General features: G+C 68.8%; 22 protein-coding genes, 1 tRNA gene and 1 other RNA gene. 11 read left to right on the top strand and 13 right to left on the bottom strand.

The genetic code is table 11. The features are described 5' to 3' along the window. Window positions 1-986 (bottom strand): DEDDh family exonuclease (locus ABQE89_RS22915; RefSeq protein WP_448420939.1); only part of this gene is annotated, 986 nt, incomplete at its 3' end. Window positions 987-1,088: 102 nt separating this feature from the next. On the opposite strand from ABQE89_RS22915, the gene ABQE89_RS22920 reads away from it, so the two are divergent. After that, window positions 1,089-2,324, top strand: coding sequence for a Mur ligase family protein (locus ABQE89_RS22920; RefSeq protein ID WP_448420941.1), 1,236 nt, complete (start codon window positions 1,089-1,091; stop codon window positions 2,322-2,324). Further along, complete coding sequence (locus tag ABQE89_RS22925) at window positions 2,317-3,033, top strand: type 1 glutamine amidotransferase (protein ID WP_448420943.1); 717 nt, start codon at window positions 2,317-2,319, stop codon at window positions 3,031-3,033. Before ABQE89_RS22920 ends, ABQE89_RS22925 begins: the two co-directional genes overlap by 8 nt. Here the strand turns inward: ABQE89_RS22925 and ABQE89_RS22930 are convergent. Genes ABQE89_RS22930 through ABQE89_RS22940 form a run of 3 tightly spaced genes read right to left on the bottom strand, consistent with a single transcriptional unit; the run spans window position 3,030 to window position 4,923 of the window. Continuing rightward, window positions 3,030-3,926, bottom strand: coding sequence for a type IV toxin-antitoxin system AbiEi family antitoxin (locus ABQE89_RS22930; protein ID WP_448420945.1), 897 nt, complete (start codon window positions 3,924-3,926; stop codon window positions 3,030-3,032). The genes ABQE89_RS22925 and ABQE89_RS22930 overlap by 4 nt on opposite strands. A gap of 49 nt (window positions 3,927-3,975) precedes the next feature. Beyond that, on the bottom strand, window positions 3,976-4,587 hold the full coding sequence (gene recR / locus ABQE89_RS22935; RefSeq protein ID WP_448420947.1) for a recombination mediator RecR: 612 nt from the start codon (window positions 4,585-4,587) through the stop codon (window positions 3,976-3,978). After that, the gene (locus ABQE89_RS22940) at window positions 4,588-4,923 is read right to left on the bottom strand and encodes a YbaB/EbfC family nucleoid-associated protein (RefSeq protein ID WP_448420949.1); all 336 of its coding nucleotides are present in this window, start codon (window positions 4,921-4,923) and stop codon (window positions 4,588-4,590) included. It lies immediately after the preceding gene. A 99-nt stretch (window positions 4,924-5,022) separates the two neighbouring features. On the opposite strand from ABQE89_RS22940, the gene ABQE89_RS22945 reads away from it, so the two are divergent. After that, window positions 5,023-5,772: an Rv3717 family N-acetylmuramoyl-L-alanine amidase gene (locus ABQE89_RS22945; RefSeq protein WP_448420951.1), complete on the top strand. Its 750-nt coding sequence runs from the start codon at window positions 5,023-5,025 to the stop codon at window positions 5,770-5,772. On the opposite strand, the gene ABQE89_RS22950 is transcribed toward ABQE89_RS22945, so the two are convergent. After that, the gene (locus ABQE89_RS22950; protein ID WP_448420953.1) at window positions 5,765-6,208 is read right to left on the bottom strand and encodes an SRPBCC family protein; all 444 of its coding nucleotides are present in this window, start codon (window positions 6,206-6,208) and stop codon (window positions 5,765-5,767) included. The two genes, ABQE89_RS22945 and ABQE89_RS22950, sit on opposite strands and share 8 nt — an antisense overlap. Window positions 6,209-6,271: 63 nt before the next feature. On the opposite strand from ABQE89_RS22950, the gene ABQE89_RS22955 reads away from it, so the two are divergent. Then, on the top strand, window positions 6,272-7,663 hold the full coding sequence (locus ABQE89_RS22955; RefSeq protein WP_448420955.1) for an FAD-binding oxidoreductase: 1,392 nt from the start codon (window positions 6,272-6,274) through the stop codon (window positions 7,661-7,663). Continuing rightward, window positions 7,660-8,973 carry a class I SAM-dependent methyltransferase gene (locus tag ABQE89_RS22960; RefSeq protein WP_448420957.1) on the top strand — a complete coding sequence of 438 codons (1,314 nt, stop codon included), beginning with the start codon at window positions 7,660-7,662 and terminating at the stop codon, window positions 8,971-8,973. Before ABQE89_RS22955 ends, ABQE89_RS22960 begins: the two co-directional genes overlap by 4 nt. Window positions 8,974-8,977: 4 nt before the next feature. On the opposite strand, the gene ABQE89_RS22965 is transcribed toward ABQE89_RS22960, so the two are convergent. The 3 genes from ABQE89_RS22965 to ffs form a co-directional block, all read right to left on the bottom strand. Next, window positions 8,978-10,804 carry a DNA polymerase III subunits gamma/tau gene (locus ABQE89_RS22965; protein WP_448420959.1) on the bottom strand — a complete coding sequence of 609 codons (1,827 nt, stop codon included), beginning with the start codon at window positions 10,802-10,804 and terminating at the stop codon, window positions 8,978-8,980. Between the two features lie 49 nt (window positions 10,805-10,853). Further along, window positions 10,854-12,137 (bottom strand): aspartate aminotransferase type Ic, encoded by a 1,284-nt coding sequence (locus tag ABQE89_RS22970; RefSeq protein ID WP_448420961.1) that lies wholly within the window; start codon window positions 12,135-12,137, stop codon window positions 10,854-10,856. A gap of 30 nt (window positions 12,138-12,167) precedes the next feature. After that, an RNA gene (ffs, locus tag ABQE89_RS22975) (signal recognition particle sRNA small type) lies at window positions 12,168-12,262 on the bottom strand. Between the two features lie 69 nt (window positions 12,263-12,331). Between ffs and ABQE89_RS22980 the strand changes: the two genes are divergently transcribed. From ABQE89_RS22980 to ABQE89_RS22990, 3 genes are all read left to right on the top strand, one after another. Continuing rightward, window positions 12,332-12,417: transfer RNA gene (locus tag ABQE89_RS22980), tRNA-Ser, on the top strand. A 79-nt stretch (window positions 12,418-12,496) separates the two neighbouring features. Next, complete coding sequence (locus ABQE89_RS22985; RefSeq protein WP_448420963.1) at window positions 12,497-13,243, top strand: lipid uptake coordinator LucA; 747 nt, start codon at window positions 12,497-12,499, stop codon at window positions 13,241-13,243. Window positions 13,244-13,271: 28 nt separating this feature from the next. After that, window positions 13,272-14,300 (top strand): S1C family serine protease, encoded by a 1,029-nt coding sequence (locus ABQE89_RS22990; RefSeq protein WP_448420965.1) that lies wholly within the window; start codon window positions 13,272-13,274, stop codon window positions 14,298-14,300. Window positions 14,301-14,306: 6 nt separating this feature from the next. On the opposite strand, the gene ABQE89_RS22995 is transcribed toward ABQE89_RS22990, so the two are convergent. Then, the gene (locus ABQE89_RS22995) at window positions 14,307-14,975 is read right to left on the bottom strand and encodes a TetR/AcrR family transcriptional regulator (RefSeq protein ID WP_448420967.1); all 669 of its coding nucleotides are present in this window, start codon (window positions 14,973-14,975) and stop codon (window positions 14,307-14,309) included. A gap of 78 nt (window positions 14,976-15,053) precedes the next feature. Here ABQE89_RS22995 and ABQE89_RS23000 point away from each other — a divergent pair, with 78 nt between their 5' ends. Continuing rightward, entirely contained in the window at window positions 15,054-16,124 is a 1,071-nt protein-coding gene (locus tag ABQE89_RS23000; RefSeq protein ID WP_448420969.1) for an NAD(P)H-dependent amine dehydrogenase family protein, read from the top strand. Here ABQE89_RS23000 and lipL read toward each other — a convergent pair. Genes lipL through ABQE89_RS23020 form a run of 4 tightly spaced genes read right to left on the bottom strand, consistent with a single transcriptional unit; the run spans window position 16,121 to window position 19,603 of the window. After that, window positions 16,121-17,365 (bottom strand): esterase/beta-lactamase LipL, encoded by a 1,245-nt coding sequence (lipL, locus tag ABQE89_RS23005; RefSeq protein WP_448420971.1) that lies wholly within the window; start codon window positions 17,363-17,365, stop codon window positions 16,121-16,123. The genes ABQE89_RS23000 and lipL overlap by 4 nt on opposite strands. A 9-nt stretch (window positions 17,366-17,374) precedes the next feature. Continuing rightward, window positions 17,375-17,827, bottom strand: coding sequence for a hypothetical protein (locus tag ABQE89_RS23010; protein WP_448420973.1), 453 nt, complete (start codon window positions 17,825-17,827; stop codon window positions 17,375-17,377). Window positions 17,828-17,881: 54 nt separating this feature from the next. Beyond that, entirely contained in the window at window positions 17,882-18,937 is a 1,056-nt protein-coding gene (locus ABQE89_RS23015) for an ATP-dependent DNA ligase (protein ID WP_448420975.1), read from the bottom strand. A 30-nt stretch (window positions 18,938-18,967) separates the two neighbouring features. After that, window positions 18,968-19,603 carry a TetR/AcrR family transcriptional regulator gene (locus tag ABQE89_RS23020; protein ID WP_448420977.1) on the bottom strand — a complete coding sequence of 212 codons (636 nt, stop codon included), beginning with the start codon at window positions 19,601-19,603 and terminating at the stop codon, window positions 18,968-18,970. A gap of 82 nt (window positions 19,604-19,685) precedes the next feature. On the opposite strand from ABQE89_RS23020, the gene ABQE89_RS23025 reads away from it, so the two are divergent. Together ABQE89_RS23025 and ABQE89_RS23030 are read left to right on the top strand one after the other, a co-directional pair. Further along, on the top strand, window positions 19,686-20,303 hold the full coding sequence (locus tag ABQE89_RS23025) for a VOC family protein (RefSeq protein ID WP_448420979.1): 618 nt from the start codon (window positions 19,686-19,688) through the stop codon (window positions 20,301-20,303). Continuing rightward, the gene (locus tag ABQE89_RS23030; protein ID WP_448420981.1) at window positions 20,300-20,707 is read left to right on the top strand and encodes a DUF1801 domain-containing protein; all 408 of its coding nucleotides are present in this window, start codon (window positions 20,300-20,302) and stop codon (window positions 20,705-20,707) included. Before ABQE89_RS23025 ends, ABQE89_RS23030 begins: the two co-directional genes overlap by 4 nt. Window positions 20,708-20,713 lie beyond the last annotated feature (6 nt).

Raw genomic sequence — 20,713 nt, forward strand, 5'->3', positions numbered from 1 at the left:
AACAACGCGAACTGCTCGCCGCCGAGCGTGTGATCGGTGAACTCTTCGATGGCGCTGCCGCCGATCACGTTCTCCAGGCAATCCAGGAAGTCGGCATCGGTGACCAGCGGGACACCGAGTTCGCGCGCCTGATAGCCCTTGCCGTGGTCCGGGTCGGCATCGTTGCTGATGACCAGCGAGGTCTCCTGGTCGACGGCGTCGGTGTAGGCCAGCCCGGCGTGCACGATTCGTTCGACGAGCTCCTCGTGGGTGCGGGTGACCTCGGCGGCCAGCGCTACCCGCATGCCCTGCACCAGTGGGCGCCCCGCGACGAACCGGCCGGGGTTGAGGTACCGGCACGGCAGCCTCGAGGCCAGTTGCTTGAGCGGACGCAGCTCCTCGTGGGTCACCTGCCCGTTCGGCCACGCCCGGCGCGACAGCGGGCGCAGCGGCAGCCAGACCCTGCGCTCCCTGGCCCGCATCAGCACCGGCTTGAGGATCTGCGCGAGCACCATCGCGTCGTCGAGCGCGTCGTGCGGCTTGATCTGGGTGATCCCCCAGTGCGCGGCGAGGGTCTGCAGCCGCAGGTCCTCGGTGCCCAGCGCGAGCCTGCGGGCCAGTTCGACGGTGCACATCGCGGAGTCGATGGGCAGTTCGGCCTCGACCATCTCGGCCTCGGCGGCCAGAAACGCGTAGTCGAACGCCACATTGTGGGCCACCAGGGTGCGGCCCCTGAGCAGCTCGATCAGATCACCGACGATGTCGCCGAAGCAGGGCTGACCGTCGAGCATCTCGGCGGTCAACCCGTGCACATGGGTGGGGCCGGGATCGACGCCGGGGTTGAGCAGGGTGTACAGGCTGTGTTCGACGTTGCCGTCGTCGCCGAGCGCGAGGACGGCGATGCTCACGACGCGGGCGTGTCCGGGCCGGAAGCCCGAAGTCTCGACGTCGACGACGGCCCAGCCCGCGCCGGGCTCTGCTGCCGGACGTCCCCAGCAGTGGCTCACAGTTCGAGGATGGCACGCAGCTGTGACAAACCCGGGACGTCGGCGCTCGGGTCAGGCGGCGTGTCGGACGGCCCCGCCACGGCCCTATTTAGACTGCCGGGGATGGTCACCACACGTGGACGGGTCGCGCTGGCGGCCGGGGCCGGGGCGCGCTGGGCGTCGCGGGTCACCGGGCGCGGTGCGGGCGCGATGATCGGCGGCCTGGTCTCGATCGCGCTGGACCGTTCGATACTGCGCCAGCTGGGCGTGGGTCGTCGCACCGTGGTGGTGACGGGCACCAACGGCAAGTCGACCACCACCCGGATGGTGGCCGCGGCGCTGGACACGATGGGGTCCGTCGCGACCAACAGCGAGGGCGCCAACATGGACGCGGGGCTGGTGGCCGCCTTGGCCGGATCGCGCGACGCGCCGCTGGCGGCGCTGGAAGTCGACGAGATGCACGTCCCGCACGTGATGGATGCGGTGGCCGCCGACGTTCTCGTGCTGCTGAACCTGTCGCGTGACCAACTCGACCGCGTCGGCGAGATCAACCACATCGAGCGCACGCTGCGGGGCGGGTTGGCGCGCCATCGCGCCACGGTCGTGGTCGCCAACTGCGACGACGTGCTGATGACGTCGGCGGCCTACGACAGCCCCGACGTGGTGTGGGTGGCCGCCGGCGGCGGCTGGGCCAACGATTCGGTCAGTTGCCCGAGGTCGGGCGAGGTCATCGTGCGCGACGGCAGCCACTGGTATTCGACGGGAACCGATTTCAAGCGGCCGACCCCGCAGTGGTGGTACGACGACACCCACATCCACGGCCCCGACGGGCTGTCCTTGCCGATGCGCTTGGCGCTGCCGGGAAACGTCAACCGCGGCAACGCGACTCAGGCGGTGGCGGCGGCTGTCGCGCTGGGCGCCGACCCGGCCGCCGCGGTGGCCGCGGTGTCGGGGGTCGACGAGGTCGCGGGCCGGTACAGCACCGTGCGGATCGGGCCGCACACCGTGCGCATGCTGCTGGCCAAGAACCCGGCGGGCTGGCAGGAGGCGCTGTCGATGGTCGACACCGCCGCCGGGTCGGTGGTGATCTCGGTCAACGGGCGGGTGCCCGACGGCGAAGACCTGTCCTGGCTGTGGGACGTCGACTTCGAGCACTTCGTCGACCACCCCGTCGTCGCCGCGGGCGAACGCGGCACCGACCTGGCCGTGCGGTTGGGCTACGCGGGCGTCGAGCACACCCTGGTGCACGACCCGGTCAAGGCCATCGCGTCCTGTCCGCCCGGGCACGTCGAGGTGGTCGCGAACTACACCGCGTTCCTGCAGCTGAGCCGGGCCCTGACCAAGGTCGGCAATGGCTGAGTCGACGGTCCGGATCGGGCTGGTGCTGCCCGATGTGATGGGCACCTACGGCGACGGCGGCAATTCAGTGGTGTTGCGCCAGCGGCTGCGGATGCGCGGGCACGACGCCGAGATCGTCGAGATCACGCTGGCCGATGCGGTGCCCGCCGAACTGGACCTGTACACCCTGGGCGGGGCCGAGGACTACGCGCAGCGGCTGGCGACCAAGCACCTGATGCGCTACCCCGGGCTGCAGCAGGCTGCCGCACGCGGAGCGCCGGTGCTGGCGATCTGCGCGGCGATTCAGGTGCTGGGCCACTGGTATGAGACGTCGTCGGGCGAGCGGGTCGAAGGCGTCGGGCTGCTCGACGCCACCACCTCGCCGCAGGACGAGCGCACGATCGGCGAAGTGGTCTCGCAGCCGTTGCTGCCCGAACTCTCGCAGCGGTTGACCGGTTTCGAGAATCACCGCGGCGGAACGGTATTGGGCACCTCGGCGCGGCCGCTCGCCCGGGTGGTCACCGGTGCGGGCAACCGCGCGGGCGACGGTGTCGACGGAGCGGTGCAGGGCAGCGTGGTGGCCACCTACCTGCACGGGCCGTGTCTGGCGCGCAATCCGGAGCTCGCCGACTATCTGCTGAGCCAAGTGGTGGGTGAGCTGGCGCCGTTGGACATCGACGAGGTCACCCAGCTGCGCAAGGAACGGCTGGCCGCCCCCCGCCGCGCCTAATCAGGTCGCCAGCCCCTGGACAGCAATGCCTCCCGCGCGCGGGCGACGATGTCGTCGGGCCTGTCCTCTTTGATCACCTGGTCGACAATCCAACCCATCGCCCGCAGCGTGCGCATCACCCTGGCGTCCTTGACGTAACGCCGCCGTTCTGTCTGGTGTCGGCTGCCGTCGTACTCCGACCCGACGAGGTAATCCTCCCAACCCATGTCGAGCATCCGGATCAACCGCCCCTTCGCGTCGACAACGGGGATCTGGGTCGTCGGCGCAGGCAGACCAGCGTCGATGTACAGCAACCGCAACCAGGTCTCCCGCGGTGAGTCGGCCCCGCCGTCGACAAGCGGAAGCACCCTTCGCAATGACTTCAGCCCCCGCGCGCCGCTGTGGCGGTTGGCCAGAAGAAGCACGTCCTCGATGGCGAACTCCCTCACCCGCATCAACGCATCGAGTCGCGCGACGGCCTCTTCGCGTGGCAGATAACGCCCCAGGTCGAACGCCGTGCGCTCGCGGGTCGTGACCGGAAGTTTGCTTGCCCACGTGATCTCGTCGGATGCGAGCATTTCAGTGCGCACGATGAGACCGTCTTGCCTTCGAAGACGACTGGAGATGACCTCGATCGGTATGTCGGGCTCGACCCACGACGCGCCATGCAGCGCAGACGCCGCGGCACCCGCGATGACTCCGTCGCGTCGCGTCCGCAACCACGCGCCCGTTGTCCGGTCTCGCAGCGACGGCTGCACCCTCTTGTCCAGGTACACGTCTCGGAAGATCGGCCGATACCAGCGTCGCAGTTCATGTTCGGTGACGTCGCCGCGAACCAGGGCCTCGCTACCCAGAAAGACTTCCCCCACCCGAGAGAGCGTGCCCCCGCGCACTGACAACTCCGCGAGATGCACGTTAGCGAGGAAAAGTACGAGTAGCGGCCTCGCTAACGTACGTTTCGCGTCAGGCCATGGCGCGGCGGCCTGCCAGCGCCCGGCCCAGCGTCAGCTCGTCGGCGAATTCCAGGTCGCCGCCCATCGGCAGACCCGAGGCGATACGCGTCACCGTCAACTCCGGGATGTCGCGCAGCATCCGCACCAGATAGGTCGCGGTCGCCTCGCCCTCGGTGTTGGGGTCGGTCGCGATGATCACCTCGGTGATGTCCACCCCGTCGACCCGTTCACCGATCCGGTTGAGCAGCTCACGGATTCGCAGCTGTTCGGGGCCGACGCCCGACAACGGGTCCAGCGCCCCACCCAACACGTGATATCGGCCGCGGAACTCCCGCGTGCGCTCGACGGCCTGCACATCCTTGGGCTCCTCGACCACGCACACCACCGAACCGTCCCGCCGCGGATCGGCGCAGATGCGGCATCGGTCGGCGTCGGAGACGTTTCCGCACACAGCGCAGAACTTCACCCCGTCGCGGACCCTGTTGAGCGCGGCGGTCAACCGGTCGATGTCGGGCGGTTCGACCGACAGCAGATGAAACGCGATCCGCTGCGCGCTCTTCGGCCCGATGCCGGGCAGCTTGCCGAGCTCGTCGATGAGGTCTTGTACGGGTCCTTCGAACAATTACGTGCCCGGTAGGCCGAGGTCGCGCATACCGCTGGCCAGCGGGCCCAGCCGGTCGTGCGCGAGGATGGTGACCTGTTTCGCGGCGTCGGCGATGGCGCCGACGACCAGGTCCTGCAGCGTCTCGACGTCGTCGGGGTTGACGACCTTGGGATCGATCGCGACCGCGACCACCTCACCGCTGCCCTTCATGGTGACCTGCACCAGACCGCCGCCGGCCTGACCGTGCACCTCGGCGTTGGCCAGCGCCGCCTGGGCCTCCATCAGCTGTTGTTGCACCTGCTGGGCCTGAGCGAGGAGCGCCGACATGTCGGGCTGTTGGCCTCCGGGTTGCATGACGATCCCCTTGCGTGTTGGTTTCGACTTGGTCTCTGTCCCCCGCATGCGGCGGTTTGGCCTTTCAGCGTAGTCGCGGTCGCGGCTACGGTGACGCCCGTGCCTGCCCGCCTGCGTGTCGGCGCCGCGATCGGTGCCGTACTGCTGATCACCGCGTCGACGCTCGCCTACCCGCCGACCCGAGCCGACGCGGCACCGGTCAGCATCGCGGGCAAGATCGTGTTCCTCGACCCCGGCCACAACGGCGCCAACGACGCCTCGATCAGCCGGCAGGTGACCACCGGCCGCGGCGGCACCAAGGACTGCCAGGCCAGCGGCACCTCCACCGACGACGGCTACGCCGAGCACACCTTCGCCTGGGAGACGACGCTGCGCATCCGGCAGGCGCTGACCGCGCTGGGTGTGCGCACCGCGATGTCGCGCGGCGACGACACCGGCCTCGGGCCGTGCGTGGACGAACGCGCCGCGATGGCGAACTCGCTTCGGCCCGACGCGATCGTGAGCATCCACGCCGACGGTGGCCCGCCCACCGGCCGCGGCTTCCACGTCCTGTACTCGTCGCCGCCGCTCAACGACGCCCAGGCCGGCCCGTCGGTGCGGCTCGCGAACATCATGCGCGACCAGTTGAAGGCCTCGGGCTTCGTGCCGTCGACCTACATCGGCTCGGGCGGGCTCAATCCGCGCTCGGACATCGCCGGGCTCAACCTGGCCCAGTTCCCGTCGATCCTGGTCGAACTCGGCAACATGAAGAATCCCGCCGACTCCGCCTTGATGAAGACGCCCGAAGGCAGGCAGAAGTACGCCGAGGGCGTGGTCCGCGGAATCGCCGGATTCCTGGGTTCTAGTTAGAACCCTCGAGGTGCTTCTTGAGGTTGGCCAGCACCTCGTCGTAGATCCGGCGAAGGCCCAGCGGCGCGAACGTCTTCTCGAAGAACCCGCCGATACCGCCCGCGCCCTGCCACGTGGTCTTGACCGTGACCGACGACCCGGGCCCGGCGGGTGCGACGGTCCAGTTCGTGATCATCGTCGAGTTGGCGTCCTTCTCGATGACGGTGTGACCGGCCACGTCGACATGCGCCTCCACGTCGCGCACCCGCGACTTGGTGGCTTGCAGCTTCCAGCGCGCGACCGTGCCCGCGCCCTGCCCGCCCTCGACCACCTGGTACTCGCTGTAGTGGGGCGAAAGGACTTTCGGGCGCACGGTCGAGTAGTCCGCGATCGCCGCCAACACGGTTTCGGGGGCGGCGTCGACCAGGACGGTGCTGGACGCGCTGACCTGTGCCATCTGATTACTCCTGGTAGTGACTGTGCGGTCGCATCGATGGGCGACGCGGACTAGCGTATATCCGTGTCAGTTGATGAGGCCGACGCACGTACTGCTCATGCGGCGGGGGTAGGGCGGCTTCTCGCCAGCTATCGGGCGATCCCGCCGAATGCCACCGTCCGACTCGCCAAACCCACCTCGAATCTCTTTCGGGCGCGCGCCAAGCCGACCGCCAAGGGCCTCGACGTGTCCGGGCTCACCGGTGTCATCTCCGTCGATCCCGACGCGCGCACCGCAGACGTGGCCGGCATGTGCACCTACGAGGACCTCGTCGCGGCCACCCTGCCGTACGGCCTGTCGCCGCTGGTGGTGCCGCAGCTGAAGACGATCACGCTCGGCGGGGCCGTCACCGGTCTGGGCATCGAGTCGGCGTCGTTCCGCAACGGGTTGCCGCACGAATCGGTGCTGGAGATGGACATCCTGACCGGATCCGGCGAGGTGCTCACCGCGAGCCGCGACACCCACGCCGACCTTTTCCGCGCGTTCCCCAATTCGTATGGCACGTTGGGCTATTCGGTGCGGCTGAAGATCGAGCTGGAACCGGTCCGGCCGTTCGTCGCGGTCCGGCACCTGCGGTTTCACGCGATCGAGGACATGGTCGACGCGATGAACCGCATCGTCGAGACCGGCGGGCACGAGGGTGTCGAGGTGGACTACCTCGACGGCGTGGTGTTCACCGCCGACGAGAGCTACCTGACGCTGGGCTTAAAGACCTCCACCCCCGGCCCGGTCAGCGACTACACCGGTCAGCAGATCTACTACCGCTCGATACAGCATGCCGAAGGCGCCGTCGACGACCGGCTCACCATCCACGACTATCTGTGGCGCTGGGACACCGACTGGTTCTGGTGTTCGCGTGCCTTCGGCGTGCAGAACCCGCGGATCAGGCGGTTCTGGCCGCGGCGCTACCGACGCAGCAGCTTCTACTGGAAGCTGGTCGCGCTCGACCAGCGCTTCGACATCGCCGACCGCATCGAGATGCGCAACGGCCGCCCGCCGCGCGAGCGCGTCGTGCAGGACGTCGAGGTGCCGATCACGCGGACCGCCGAGTTCCTGACCTGGTTTCTGGGCAACGTCCCCATCGAACCGATCTGGGTGTGTCCGCTGCGCCTGCGCGACGACGGCGGATGGCCGCTCTACCCGATTCGCCCCCACCACACCTACGTCAACATCGGTTTCTGGTCCTCGGTGCCGGTCGGCCCGGGCTGGCCCGAGGAGCAGGGCCACACGAACAAGCTGATCGAACGGAAGGTGAGCGGACTCGACGGGCACAAATCGCTGTACTCGGATGCCTATTACAGCCGCGACGAGTTTGACGAGCTCTATGGCGGAGAAACCTACAAGACCGTAAAAAAGGCATACGATCCGGACACACGACTCCTCGACCTGTACGCGAAGGCGGTGCAAAGACGATGACGACGTTCAAGGAGAACCCGACACACGCGCCGGCCAACAAGCTGACGCTGGCCGAGATCCTCGAGATCCTGGCTGGCGGCCGGTTACCGCTGAGGTTCACCGCATACGACGGCAGCAGCGCCGGGCCGCAAGACGCCGAACTGGGACTGGAACTGCTGACTCCGCGCGGCACGACGTATCTGGCCACCGCCCCCGGGGACCTCGGCTTGGCGCGCGCCTACGTGTCCGGCGACCTCGAACCGCGCGGTGTGCACCCCGGCGACCCGTATGAGCTTCTGCGGGCCCTGGCCGACAAGATGGAGTTCAAGAGGCCGCCCGCGCGGGTGCTGGCAAACATCGTGCGCTCCATCGGTTTCGAACACCTCAAGCCGATCGCCCCGCCTCCGCAGGAGGCGCTGCCGCGGTGGCGTCGCATCGCAGAAGGGTTGCGGCACAGCCGGACCCGGGATGCCGAGGCGATCCACCACCACTACGACGTATCGAACAGGTTCTACCAGTGGGTGCTCGGGCCGTCGATGACCTACACCTGCGCGTGCTATCCCAGCGCCGAGGCGAGCCTGGACGAGGCGCAGGACAACAAGTGGCGGCTGGTGTTCGACAAGCTACGGCTCTCGCCGGGCGATCGGCTGCTCGATGTGGGATGCGGCTGGGGCGGCATGGTCCGCTACGCCGCCGAGCGCGGCGTGAAGGCCATCGGCGTCACGCTGTCCCGTGAGCAGGCCACCTGGGGCCAGAAGGCCATCGCCGAGCAGGGCCTGTCCGATTTGGCCGAGATCCGCCACGGCGACTACCGCGACATCGCGGAGTCCGGTTTCGACGCGGTGTCCTCGATCGGCCTGACCGAGCACATCGGCGTGCAGAACTATCCGGCCTACTTCGGCTTCCTCAAGTCCAAGATGCGACCCGGGGCGTTGCTGCTCAACCACTGCATCACCCGCCCGGACAACCGGTCGGCGCCGACGGCCGGCGGCTTCATCGACCGCTACGTGTTCCCCGACGGCGAACTCACCGGCTCCGGCCGGATCATCACCGAGATCCAGGACGTGGGCCTGGAGGTGATGCACGAGGAGAACCTGCGCCACCACTACGCGTTGACGCTGCGCGACTGGTGCCGCAATCTCGTCGAACACTGGGACGAGGCCGTCGAGGAGGTCGGGTTGGCCACCGCCAAGGTGTGGGGCCTGTACATGGCCGGATCGCGCCTCGGCTTCGAAACCAACATCGTTCAGCTGCACCAGGTCCTGGCGGTCAAGCCGGACTCGCACGGCTACGACGGCGGTCTGCCGCTGCGGCCGTGGTGGACGGCGTAGTGCGCTAACCGTCGATACGGCGGGCGCCGAGCTCGTTCTGGAGCAGTTCCAGCGCGGCTTCCTCGGGGTCGCGGCGGGTCACCTCGACGGTCTCGCTGCCCGCCTCCGCCAGCATGCTCTCCTCGTCGTCGTCCTGCGGCGGTGCGAGGGCGGCCGCGGCGGGCGGCGGCGGTTCGGCTGCGGCGGGCGGCGCGGCGCCGGTCTCGCAGCGGATCTTCCAGTCGACGCCCAGCGCATCCTTGAGCGCCTCACGAATGACATCGGAGTTGCGTTGCTCGACAAGCCTTTTGGCCAGTGGCGCGGACTCGTGGCTGAGGACGAGCGTGTCGCCGTCGACGTCGAGCACGATCGCGCCCGCCAGCATCACCTCCGTGGTGCGGCTACGCTCGCGCACCTTCTCCCGCACCGTCTGCCACATGCTGCGCACCGCGGCCGCGTTCGGCTCGCCGGCACGGGCGGCAGGCGCGGTTGGCGGCGCCTCCACAGCCGGGTCCGACGGCGGCCGCACGGGCGGCGGTGACGCGGGCTTGGCCTGCGGTTGCGGCGCAGGCTCCGGGGCGGGCTCCGGACGGGGCTCGGGCTTGGTTTCGGCTCGGGTTTCCGCCTTGGTTTTGCGGACGAACTGCTTGGGCGCCGGCGGCACCTGGCCGGCGTCCGGGATCGCCATGTCGAGGCGCGTCTCGATACGTTCGATGCGTTGCAGCAGCGCCGATTCGGTGTCGCTGGCCGACGGCAACAGCAGCCGCGCGCACACCACCTCCAGCAGCAGCCTCGGCGCCGTCGCCCCGCGCATCTCCCCCAGCCCGGCGTGCACCACCTCGGCGTAGCGGGTCAGCGTCGCGACGCCTGCCCGCGTGGCCTGCTCACGCATTCGCTCCAACACGTCCTCGGGCCCGTCGACGACACCGCGGGCGATGGCGTCGGGCACCGACTGCAGCACGATCAGATCCCGGAACCGTTCCAGCAGGTCGGTGGCGAACCGTCGCGGGTCGTGGCCGGCATCGATGACGGCCTCCACCGCACCGAACAGCGCCGCGGCATCTCCGGCGGCCAGCGCGTCGACCGCGTCGTCGATGAGCGCCACATCCGTGGCGCCCAACAGCGCCAGCGCCCGCGGATAGCTGATGCGGCTGCCGTCCGCGCCGGCCTCGGAGCCGGCCAGCAGTTGGTCCAGCACCGACAGGGTGTCGCGGGGAGAGCCCCCGCCCGCGCGGATGACCAGCGGGTACACCGCCTCGTCGACGGTCACGTCCTCTTGGGCGCAGATGCGTTCCAGCAGCGAGCGCATGGTCCGCGGCGCCAGCAGCCGAAACGGGTAGTGGTGGGTGCGCGACCGGATGGTCGGCAGCACCTTTTCGGGCTCGGTGGTGGCGAACACGAAGATCAGGTGGTCGGGCGGTTCCTCGACGATCTTCAACAGCGCGTTGAAACCCTGCGGGGTGACCATGTGCGCTTCGTCGATGATGAAGATGCGGTAGCGCGATTGGGCGGGGGTGTAGAAGGCGCGGTCGCGTAGTTCCCGGGTGTCGTCCACGCCGCCGTGGCTGGCCGCGTCGAGTTCGACGACGTCGACGCTGCCCGGTCCGTTGGGGGCCAGCGCCACACACGAGTCGCACGTGCCGCACGGCGTCGGGGTGGGACCCTGCTCGCAGTTCAGCGAGCGGGCCAGAATCCGGGCCGACGACGTCTTACCGCACCCGCGCGGCCCGGAGAACAGGTAGGCGTGGTTGATGCGTCCGGCCGACAGCGCGGTGGACAGCGGTTCGGTGACGTGTTCCTGGCCGACCACGTCGGCGAAGGTGGCCGGTCGGTACTTGCGGTAGAGCGCCATCGCTGCGCAGGCTACCGACGCGGTGTGACGGGTTGGGCCGGGTGGTCCATCAGCTCTCCATCAGCGCTTCGGTGGCGGACAGCAGCGCACAGGTGGCCAGCCCGTCGATCGCCGCCCGCAGCTCGGGCTCGTCGGGAAATGTGGGTGCGATGCGAATGTTCTTGTCCTCGGGGTCTTTCCGGTACGGGAACGTGGCTCCCGCCTCGGTCACCGCGATGCCGGCGTCCTTGGCCAGCGCGATGGTGCGGCGGGCGGTGCCCGGCCACACGTCCAGGCTGACGAAGTAGCCGCCCTTGGGGTCGGTCCACGACGCGATCTTCGACTCGCCCAGCCGGTCCTCGAGGATCTCGGCCACCGCGGCGAACTTGGGCGCCAGCAGCGCCTGGTGCCGCTGCATCTGCAGCCGCACCCCGTCGGCGTCGCCGAAGAAACGCAGGTGCCGTAGCTGGTTGACCTTGTCGGGCCCGATCGTCTTCTTGCCCGCGTGCTGCAGATACCAGGCGATGTTGCCCAGCGAGCCGCCCAGGAAGCTGACCCCGGCGCCCGCGAAGGTGATCTTGGAGGTCGACGCGAACACCAGCGGCCGGTGCGGGTTGCCCGCGGCCTCGGCAAGGCCGAGCACGTCGATGTTGCGCTCGAACTCGTGGGTCAGGGTGTGCACCGCGTACGCGTTGTCCCAGATCAACCGGAAATCGTTTGCCGCCGTTCGCATCTGGACCAGGCGCCGGACCGTCTCCCACGAGTAGGTGACTCCGGTCGGGTTGGAGTAGACCGGCACGCACCACATGCCCTTGACGGCCGGGTCGGCGGCGACGAGTTCCTCGATGAGGTCGACGTCCGGGCCGTCCTCACGCATCGGCACAGTGATCATCTCGATGCCCAGCGTCTCGGTGATCGCGAAGTGCCGGTCGTAGCCGGGCGCCGGGCACAGGAACTTCACCGTCGGTTCCGCGCGCCACGGCCGCGGCGAGTCCACCCCGCCGTGCAGCATCGAGAACACCACGACGTCGTGCATCAACTCGAGGCTGGCGTTGTTGCCCGCGATCAGATTGGGCACCGGGATGCCGAGCAGTTCGCCGAAGATCGCCCGCAGTTCGGGCAGTCCGTGCAGCCCGCCGTAGTTGCGGGTGTCGGTACCGTCGCCGTCGCGGAAGGCGTCCGGGCCGTCACCGGGCAGCGTGAGCAGCGGGTTGGCGAGGTCCAGCTGGGCTGGGGACGGTTTTCCGCGGGTCAGGTCGAGGCGCAGGCCCTTGGCCATCAGCTCCTCGTAGTTACGTTTCTGCTGCTCGTGTTGTGCCCGAAGTTCATCAGGGCCGAGCGACTGAAACGACACGGGGCGCGCCTTTCGCGAGAGCGGGGATAGTTGAGGGGACCCCGCGCACCCGCCAGAGCCCATTGACCCTTGCTGCCTTCCGGCCCTGGGGGAGTTCACAGGATGGACGCCGCGCGGGGTCCACGGCGAGTCTAATACCCACCGCGGCCGCAACTCGACGGGCCGCTCGGCCGCGGTCGGTTACCATGGCCCGCGGAGGATTCGCCTAGTGGCCTATGGCGCTCGCCTGGAACGCGGGTTGGGTTAATAGCCCTCGCGGGTTCAAATCCCGCATCCTCCGCATCCGGACCGGGGTGCGACCACATAGCGAAATAGCGAAGGCGTGGTCGCACCCCGGCCAGACAATCACGAGGAGGAGTATGCGGCGCTGGGTCGCGGTGGTGTGGCACGCCTCGTTCTCTGTGGTCGCCGCGGCCCTGTTCTTCGCGTTCGTCATGCCCCGCTGGTGGGAGCTGATGGGTGTCACGTCGCACACCCTCGGCACCGTGGCGCGCATCGTGACCGGCGCGCTGATCGGATTGGCCGCACTGCCGGTGGTGTTCACGCTGCTACGCACCCGCAGACCGGAGTTCCGCACCCCCCAGCTCGCACTGACGCTGCGGACCTGGTCGATCGTGCTGCACGTACTGGCGGGGGTGCTGATCGTCGGCGCCGCGATCAGCGAGATCTGGCTTTCGCTCGACGTCGCCGGCCAGTGGCTGTTCGGACTTTACGGCGCGGCCGCCGCGATCGCCCTGCTGGGCATCATGGCGTTCTACCTGGCCGATGTGGCCGAACTGCCGCCGCCACCACCCAAGCCGCTCAAGCCGAAATCGAAGCAGCGTCGCGGCCGGCGCAAGAAGGCCGACGAGGCCGGGGCGACCGACGACACCGAAACCACCGAGGTCGCCGAGATGGCAGAAGCCAACGAGACCGCTGAGACCGAAGAGGCCGAAGAGACCGAAGACGGCGACGAGCCTGAAGACACCGAGCCCGACGCGACCGACGACACCGACGAGGCTCCGGAAAAGGGCGGCAAGCTGCGCAACCGCCGCCCGTCGGGCAAGACCGAATCGACCGGGCGTCGCCGCAGACGAACCCGCGGCGGCGTGGCGATCGAGGATTAAGCGCCCCGACTTCGGGCACTATGAACCCATGGGCATACTTCGCACCCGTCGCCCGCTCGCGACGCTGCTGGCTGCGCTTGCCATGATGTTCGCCGTGGTCGTGCCGGTGCTGCCGGCGCCCGCCACGGCCGCCCCCGCCGACCCGCTCGCCGCGGCCACCGGCGTTGAGCCGGCCGTGGCGCGCATCGACACCGAGATCTACTACCAAGGCGCGGTCGGCAACGGTGCGGGCGTGGTGCTCGACCCGGGCGGCCAGGTGTTGACGAACTTCCATGTCGTGTCCGGCGCCGACCGGATCACCGCGACCGTGGCCGACCGTGCCTACCCGGCCGAACTGGTCGGCTACGACCGGCGCCACGACATCGCGGTGCTGCAACTGATCGGCGCGAGCGGCTTGCCGGCGGCCCCCATCGGCGACTCCGCGCAGCTGGTCGGGGGCGAACCGGTGGTCGCGCTGGGCAATGCGATGGGTTCGCACCGGCCGTTGACCCGCGAGGTCGGCTCGGTCACCGCCTTCGGTCAGACCGTCAACGCCGAAGACACCCTCACCGGCAGCAAGGACGAGTTGTCGGGGCTGATCGAGTTCGCGGCCCCGGTGGTGGCCGGTGACTCCGGCGGCCCGCTGGTGAACAGCGCCGGCCAGGTCGTCGGGATCACCACGGCCGCATCGGTGAACTTCCGGATGGGACCGGGCGGTCAGGGCTATGCGATCCCGATCAACGACGCGATGGCGATCGCCGACCAGATCCGGTCGCGGGTGCCGTCGGAGAATGTGCACATCGGGCCACCCGTGCTGCTCGGCGTCGGGGTGCGCACTGCGCCGCAGCGCACACCCGGCGTCCTCATCGCCGAGGTGCTGCGCGGCGGCCCGGCCGAACGGGCCGGGTTGATGGACGGCGATGTGCTGATCGTTCTCGACGGCACGCCCCTGGACTCGGCCACCACCTTGACCTATGTCCTCGACCGGCACTACCCCGGCGACGTCGTCGACCTGACCTGGATCGACCGCAACGGCACCGAGCGCACCGGCAAGGCCACCCTGACGCCGGCGGTGTAACCCCGCCTAACGCGCCAGCAGCCGCTGCAGGCCTTCGGTCAACAGGTCGAGTTCGAACTCGAACTGTGTCTCGGCGTCGCGGCCCTTGGGTTCGGCCGAGGCCAGCACCGCGCGCAACGCCGGATAGGTGTCCTGCGGTTCGCGCCGGAGGGCCTCGCTGGTTTCGGCGCGATGCCGGTGCACACCAGCGGCGCCGGCCTGCGCGACGACGGTCTGCGCGGCCGACTGGGCGATGTTGGAGGCGGCGGTCAGACCGTGGCGGGCGCTGTCGGGGTCGAGCCCCGCCGACAGCAGCGCGTCGAGCACGCGGTCGGCCAGCCCCAGCGCCGCCGAGGTACTCAGACCGCTCAGCTGGGTGAAGTCGGTGGCCACGCCGACCTGGACAAGGCCGTCACGAAACGCGATCGCGTAGGCGCGCAACACCGCGCGCCAGTCGTCGCCGTCCGGTAACTCGACGGGTTCGAGTTCGCGCTCGAACAGATCGAGCACCATCAACGTCAACAGGCCCTCCCGGTCGCCCACGTAGTAGTGCAGCGCCTTGCGGCTGACCCCGAGTTCGTTGGCCACCGCCTGCATCGTCAGTCCGGCGGGCGCGACCGTTCGTGCCGCCGCCACGATCTGCGCCCTGCTGATCCGCGGTGGGCGGCCCCTGGTTCGACCCGGCGCCCCGTTCATCCCCGTCAGCGTAAATCAATTTTCGCCAGTCGGTAAAAAACACCACCGAAACCCGCCGAGCGGCCCTATGCTGTGCGGGTGCCAAACACCACTACGTATCGCGTGGTCCAGTGGACCACCGGAAATGTCGGCAAGAGTTCGATCACCGCGATCGCCAACCATCCGCATCTCGATCTGGTCGGCCTGTACGCCTGGTCGCCGGACAAGGTCGGCCGCGACGCGGGCGAGTTGGCGGGCATCGCCCCGCTGGGAGTGGCGGCCAGCAACGACGTCGAGGCGCTGCTGGCGACCAAGCCCGACGTCGTGGTCTACAACCCGATGTGGATCGATGTCGACGAACTCGTCAAGATCCTGTCCGCCGGCATCAACGTGGTGTCGTCGGCCTCGTTCATCACCGGCCATAACCTCGAAGCCGCGCGCGACCGCATCGAGCAGGCGTGCCAGGCGGGCGGCTCGAGCATCTTCGGGTCGGGGGTGAGCCCGGGCTTCGCCGAACTGCTGGCCATTGTCGCGGCCTCGGCGTGCGACCGGATCGACAAGATCACCATCTCCGAATCCGCCGACACCACCCTCTACGACTCCCCCGACACCGAGCGGCCCGTCGGGTTCGGCACCGCGATCGACGACCCGGGCCTGACGCCGATGGCCGCCAAGGGCACGGCGATCTTCGCCGAGGCCGTGCGACTGGTCGCCGACGCGATCGGAGTCACGCTCGACGAGATCAAGTGCGTGCCCGAATACGCCCAGACCACAGAGGATCTCAAGATGGCGTCGTGGACCATCCCGGCCGGCCACGTCGCGGGGGTCTACGCCAGTTGGCAGGGCATCGCCAACGGCAAGACGGTGGTGGAGATCAGCGTTCGGTGGAAGAAGGGCCAGACGCTCGACCCCGACTGGCCGATGGACGGCGACGGCTGGAAGATCACCATCGACGGGCGGCCGACGGTCAACATGGCGGTCGGTTTCCTGCCGCCGCAGGACATGATCGAGAACGCCACGTCGATCGAGGACTTCTTCGTGCTCGGCCACATCATGACCGCGATGCCGCCGATCCACGCGATCCCGGCCGTGGTCGCCGCCGCGCCGGGCATCGTGACCTACAACGACCTGCCGCTTCCGCAGGCACGGGGCGTCGCGTCCGCCGGTTAACCGCGGGCCCGCGCGCCGTAGGCCGGCACCCGCACCGGGGTGTTGCGTCGGGCGGCGAGGATCGCGTTGCGCATGGGTTTGGCCAACCCGGCGAACGTGGCCATGTCGAACACCATCGGCGTGAGCAGTCGGTTGTGCACGAACGCGAACGCGCTGCCGCTCTGCGGATCGGCCCAGCCCAGCGTGCCCCCGAGCCCGATGTGACCGAATCCCTTGAGCAGACCGGGAATCGGCGAGCCGTGGTAGCCGAGATGAAACGGCATCGGCACCCCGACGTTGAGGTCGGGCCACGGTCGCGGCGTGCCCGCCAACCCGCGGGTGAGGTCCTCGGACAAGAATTGCGCACCGTCGATGACACCGCCGTTGGCGAGGGCCGCGTACATCTTGGCCAGCGCGCGGGCCGTCACCACCCCGTTGGCGGCGGGCACTTCACCGTCCAGAAACGGGATCTCCCCCTGCACAAAGGATTTGATGCCGGGAAAGAACATCGCGCCGAACGCACCGGACATCGGCAGACCCGCGACCTTGGGGGCGACGAAGTCGAAGACCGGGTTGGCGCGGGTGTTCTGCGGCGCCAGGATCTGGGCGGCCGGGGTCGGTGACCCCTTGGGTGGACGGCCGAGGTGGATACCGTCGACCTTGAGCGGATGGGCCACCTCGGTGCGGAACAACTCCCGCATGCCGCTGCCGGTCACCGCACGGGCCAGCCCCGACAGGATCCACCCGTAGGTCAGGGCGTGATAGGCCGGCCACCCCCTGAGGTGGTCGACGGGAGCGGCGGCCAACCGCGCTTCCATCAGCCGGTGATCGAGCAGTTCGTCCTTGGTGACCCCCTTCAGATGCGACAGCCCGCAGCGGTGCCGCAACACGTCGCGCAGGGTGATCGCCTCCTTGCCGCTGGCGCCGAATTCGGGCCAGTACGCCGCGACGGGTTCGTAGGACAGCAGCCCGCGGTCGACCAACCGGTGGATGACGGTGGCACTCACCCCCTTGGTCGCCGAGAACACCATCGCCGCGGTGTCCGCGGTCCACAGTTGACGTCCGTCGCGGTCGGCCCATCCGGTCCAGACGTCGACGACCGGGCGGCCGTCGAGGTACACCGCCAGCGCGCCCCCACCGAACCGTCGGCCCGGAAACAAGCCGGCGAACAGGCGCATCACCCGCTCGAAGCGGGGATCGGCGGCGCCCTGCACACCACGCGGCAGGCCGTTGCCCGCCTTCAGTGGTGATGCTCGTGCCATACCGCCGAATCAGCCCTTCACATCCATCACGATGGCCCTCAGTTGCGCGTTCGGCGGGCCTTCGACCACCACATCCTTGAGGATCTTGGCCTGATCCTTGTGCACGGTGAACTCGCCCTTCTGCGGCTGGAACCCCCCGTTGACTTCGTAGAAGACCGTGAACGGCGTCTCGGGCAGCGGATGCCTGCCGACGTACTGCGGTTCGATCGTGTACTTGTAGGCGCAGGTGCCCTCCGGCGCGCACTGCGTATCGGTGACCGCCACGCCGATGGTGAACTCCACCGGGATGGGCACCTTGGGGGTCGGCTGCGCGAACGTCGGCGCCGGCCGGGCGGTTTGCGTGGGTTCCGGGCTTGTGATGCTGCCGAAGATCATCACGGCCCCGATACCGATACCGCTGACCACCATCGCCACCAAAGCCAGTGCCGCAAACCACTTGCGAACCGTCGACGAAATGCGCATGTGCCTATGCAACATCCTCGCCGCGCGAGTGCGCGGCATTTCGGTGGCGTTGGTTCACCTGGACTCCAGCACGTCGTAGAGGTCGTAGTGGAGGGGAACGTCGAGTTGATCGAAGGTACAACTGCGCGGATCCCGGTCGGGGCGCCACCGCCGGAATTTCACCGCATGCCGAAACCGCCTGCCGTGCACCGTGTTCCCCTCCATCTGGTCGTAAGCGACCTCGCACACCTTCTCCGGGCGCACCGGGATCCACCGTTTGTCCGCCGCGGAGTTCCAGCGGCTCGGGTCGCCTTCACGCAGCTGGTCGCCCAGCCGCAGCGGCTCCAGGTCGGCGAGAAGTTTGAGCCGGTCCTTGGCGGTGAACGACGCCGCGCCACCGACCATCTGCAGCTCACCGTCGTCGCGGTACAGGCCCAGCAGGATCGACCCGATCCCCTCACCGCTTTTGTGGATGCGGTAGCCCATCGCCACGCAGTCGGCGTCGCGGGCGTGTTTGACCTTGATCATCTCGCGCTTGCCCGGCAGATACGGGCCGTCGAGCCGTTTGGCGATCACGCCGTCCAGGCCGGCGCCCTCGAACTCCTCGAGCCACTGTGCGCCCAGGGCGGGGTCCTCGGTGGTGCGGGTGACATGGCACCACTGCTTTTCGGTCACCGCCTCCAGCAGCGCTTCGCGGCGCACCCGAAACGGTTCCTTCAACAGCGACGTGTCGGCGGTGGACAGCGCGTCGAACCCGATGAAGTGCGCGGGTGTCTGCTCGGAGAGCAGCTTGATGCGACTGGCTGCGGGATGCACGCGCTGTGACAGCGATTCCCAGTCCAACCGGGTCCGTCCGTCGATCTCCCTCGGGACGACGAGTTCACCGTCGAGCACGCAGCGCGGCGTCAATTCCTCGCGGACCGACTCGATGACCTCGGGAAAGTAGCGGCCCAGGTCCTTACCGCTGCGCGAGAGCAGCACCACCTCGTCGCCGTCGCGGAACACCAACGCGCGAAAGCCGTCCCACTTCGGTTCGTAGGACCAGACACCCGGCTCGACGGGCACCTTGGCCTGCGCCTTGGCCAGCATCGGCTCCAACGGCGGCATCACGGGAAGGTCCACAGTCTCCATACTCGACTAGACCCACGAGGCCGGGCAATGTCATCGCAACAGCGAAGCCACGAGGGTCTGGGTGAGCCACCGCTCGTATCGCTTCGGCGGCCAGCCGCTGTCGAGCACCAGTAGCCGATAGACCTCGGGAGACATCAGTGAGTAGACGATGTCGGCGGCCTCTCGCTCGCGCAGGCCGTCCCGCAGCGAGCCCGCGCGGCCCAGGGCGCGCGCAAGTTGGCCCTGGCCGGCGCGTCGCTGGCGGTTCAACTCCTCGAACAGAGCCGCGGCGTCGGGATCCGAACTCGCCGCGCCGACGAGGATTCGGTAGACGGCCGCGGTGCGTGAGTTCACCGCCGAGGCGACCGCGACGAAGCCCGCCACCTGGTTCTCCGGGTCCGGATCGGCGACAAGTGTTTGAACCTGGGGGCGATCCGGCAACGCCACAGGGTGGTCGTCGCCGGCGATCGACACGTCGAGGATCGCTTTGAGGATTCCGCGCTTGGAGGAGAACAACCGGTACACCGTGGCCTGCGGGACGTCCGAGGCGGCGCTGATGGCCTCGATCGTGGTGGCGCCGTACCCGCGTTCGACGAACAGCGTGCGCGCGGCGTCGATCACCGCGGCGCGCGCCAGGCGGGTCCTGGCCTGACCCGGCCTGTCGGCGGATCTTCCGGCGTTCGTCACGAATTGAGTCTATTACTCTCGAATCGAGAGTGATACTCTCAATTTGAAAAACTGACCGGACGACTACGAGAGGAGTCCCGGCATGACCCGAATCGAGTGCGTCACGCTCGAGACCCCCGACCCCGCCGCCGCCGACGCCTTCCACGCGGCCGCCTTCGGCCCCGACCTGCCGGTACGCACCCGACCGGGAGACGCGCCGACGTCGGGCTTCCGGGGCTTCACGCTGTCGCTGGTGGTGCCGCAACCGTCCACCGTCGACGCGTTGCTCGACGCCGCTCTGGCGGCGGGCGCGTCCGAGTTGAAGCCGCGCAAGAAGTCGCTGTGGGGCTACGGCGGCGCGGTGACCGCGCCCGACGGCACGATCTGGACGGTCGCGTCGTCATCCAAGAAGGACCGGGACCCCGTGGAGCAGGCGGCGCACCGGATAGACGAATTCGTGCTCCAATTGGGCGTCACCGACGTCGCGGCCAGCAAGCGCTTCTACGTCGAGCGCGGCCTGGACGTCGCGAAGAGTTACGGCCGCAAGTACGTCCAATTCGCCGGCCCGAGCCCGATCACCATGGCGCTGTTGAGCCGCCGCGGCCTGGCCAAGAACGCCGGCGTGTCCCCGGAGGGCACCGGCTCGCACCGCCTCGTCGTCAACAGCACCGCGGGGGAGTTCACCGATCCCGACGGGTTCACCGGGGAGGCCATCCGATGACCGGGCGCCCGAAGCTGCTGTCCGGCGGCAATCCTCAGATCCCCAAGGGCGAGGGAAACGGGCCGGTGCAGGACTACATCGCCGCGATGCCCGGCTGGAAACACGCCGTCGGGAAACGGCTCGACCAGTTGATCGAGCGCGCGGTCCCCGACGTGCACAAGGCGGTGAAATGGAACCAACCGTTCTACGGCCGCGACGACGGCTGGTTCGTGTCGTTTCGCTGTTACACCAATTACGTGCAGGTGGCGTTCTTCAAGGGCGCGTCGCTAAATCCGGTGCCGCCCAAGGCCTCCAAGCACCCCGAGGTCCGCTACCTCGACATCCGCGAAGACGACGACCTCGACGAGGACCAGTTGCGGTCGTGGATCGAGCAGGCAGCCAAGCTGCCCGGCGAGAAGGTCTGACGCGGT

The organism is Mycolicibacterium sp. XJ1819 (assembly GCF_053483675.1).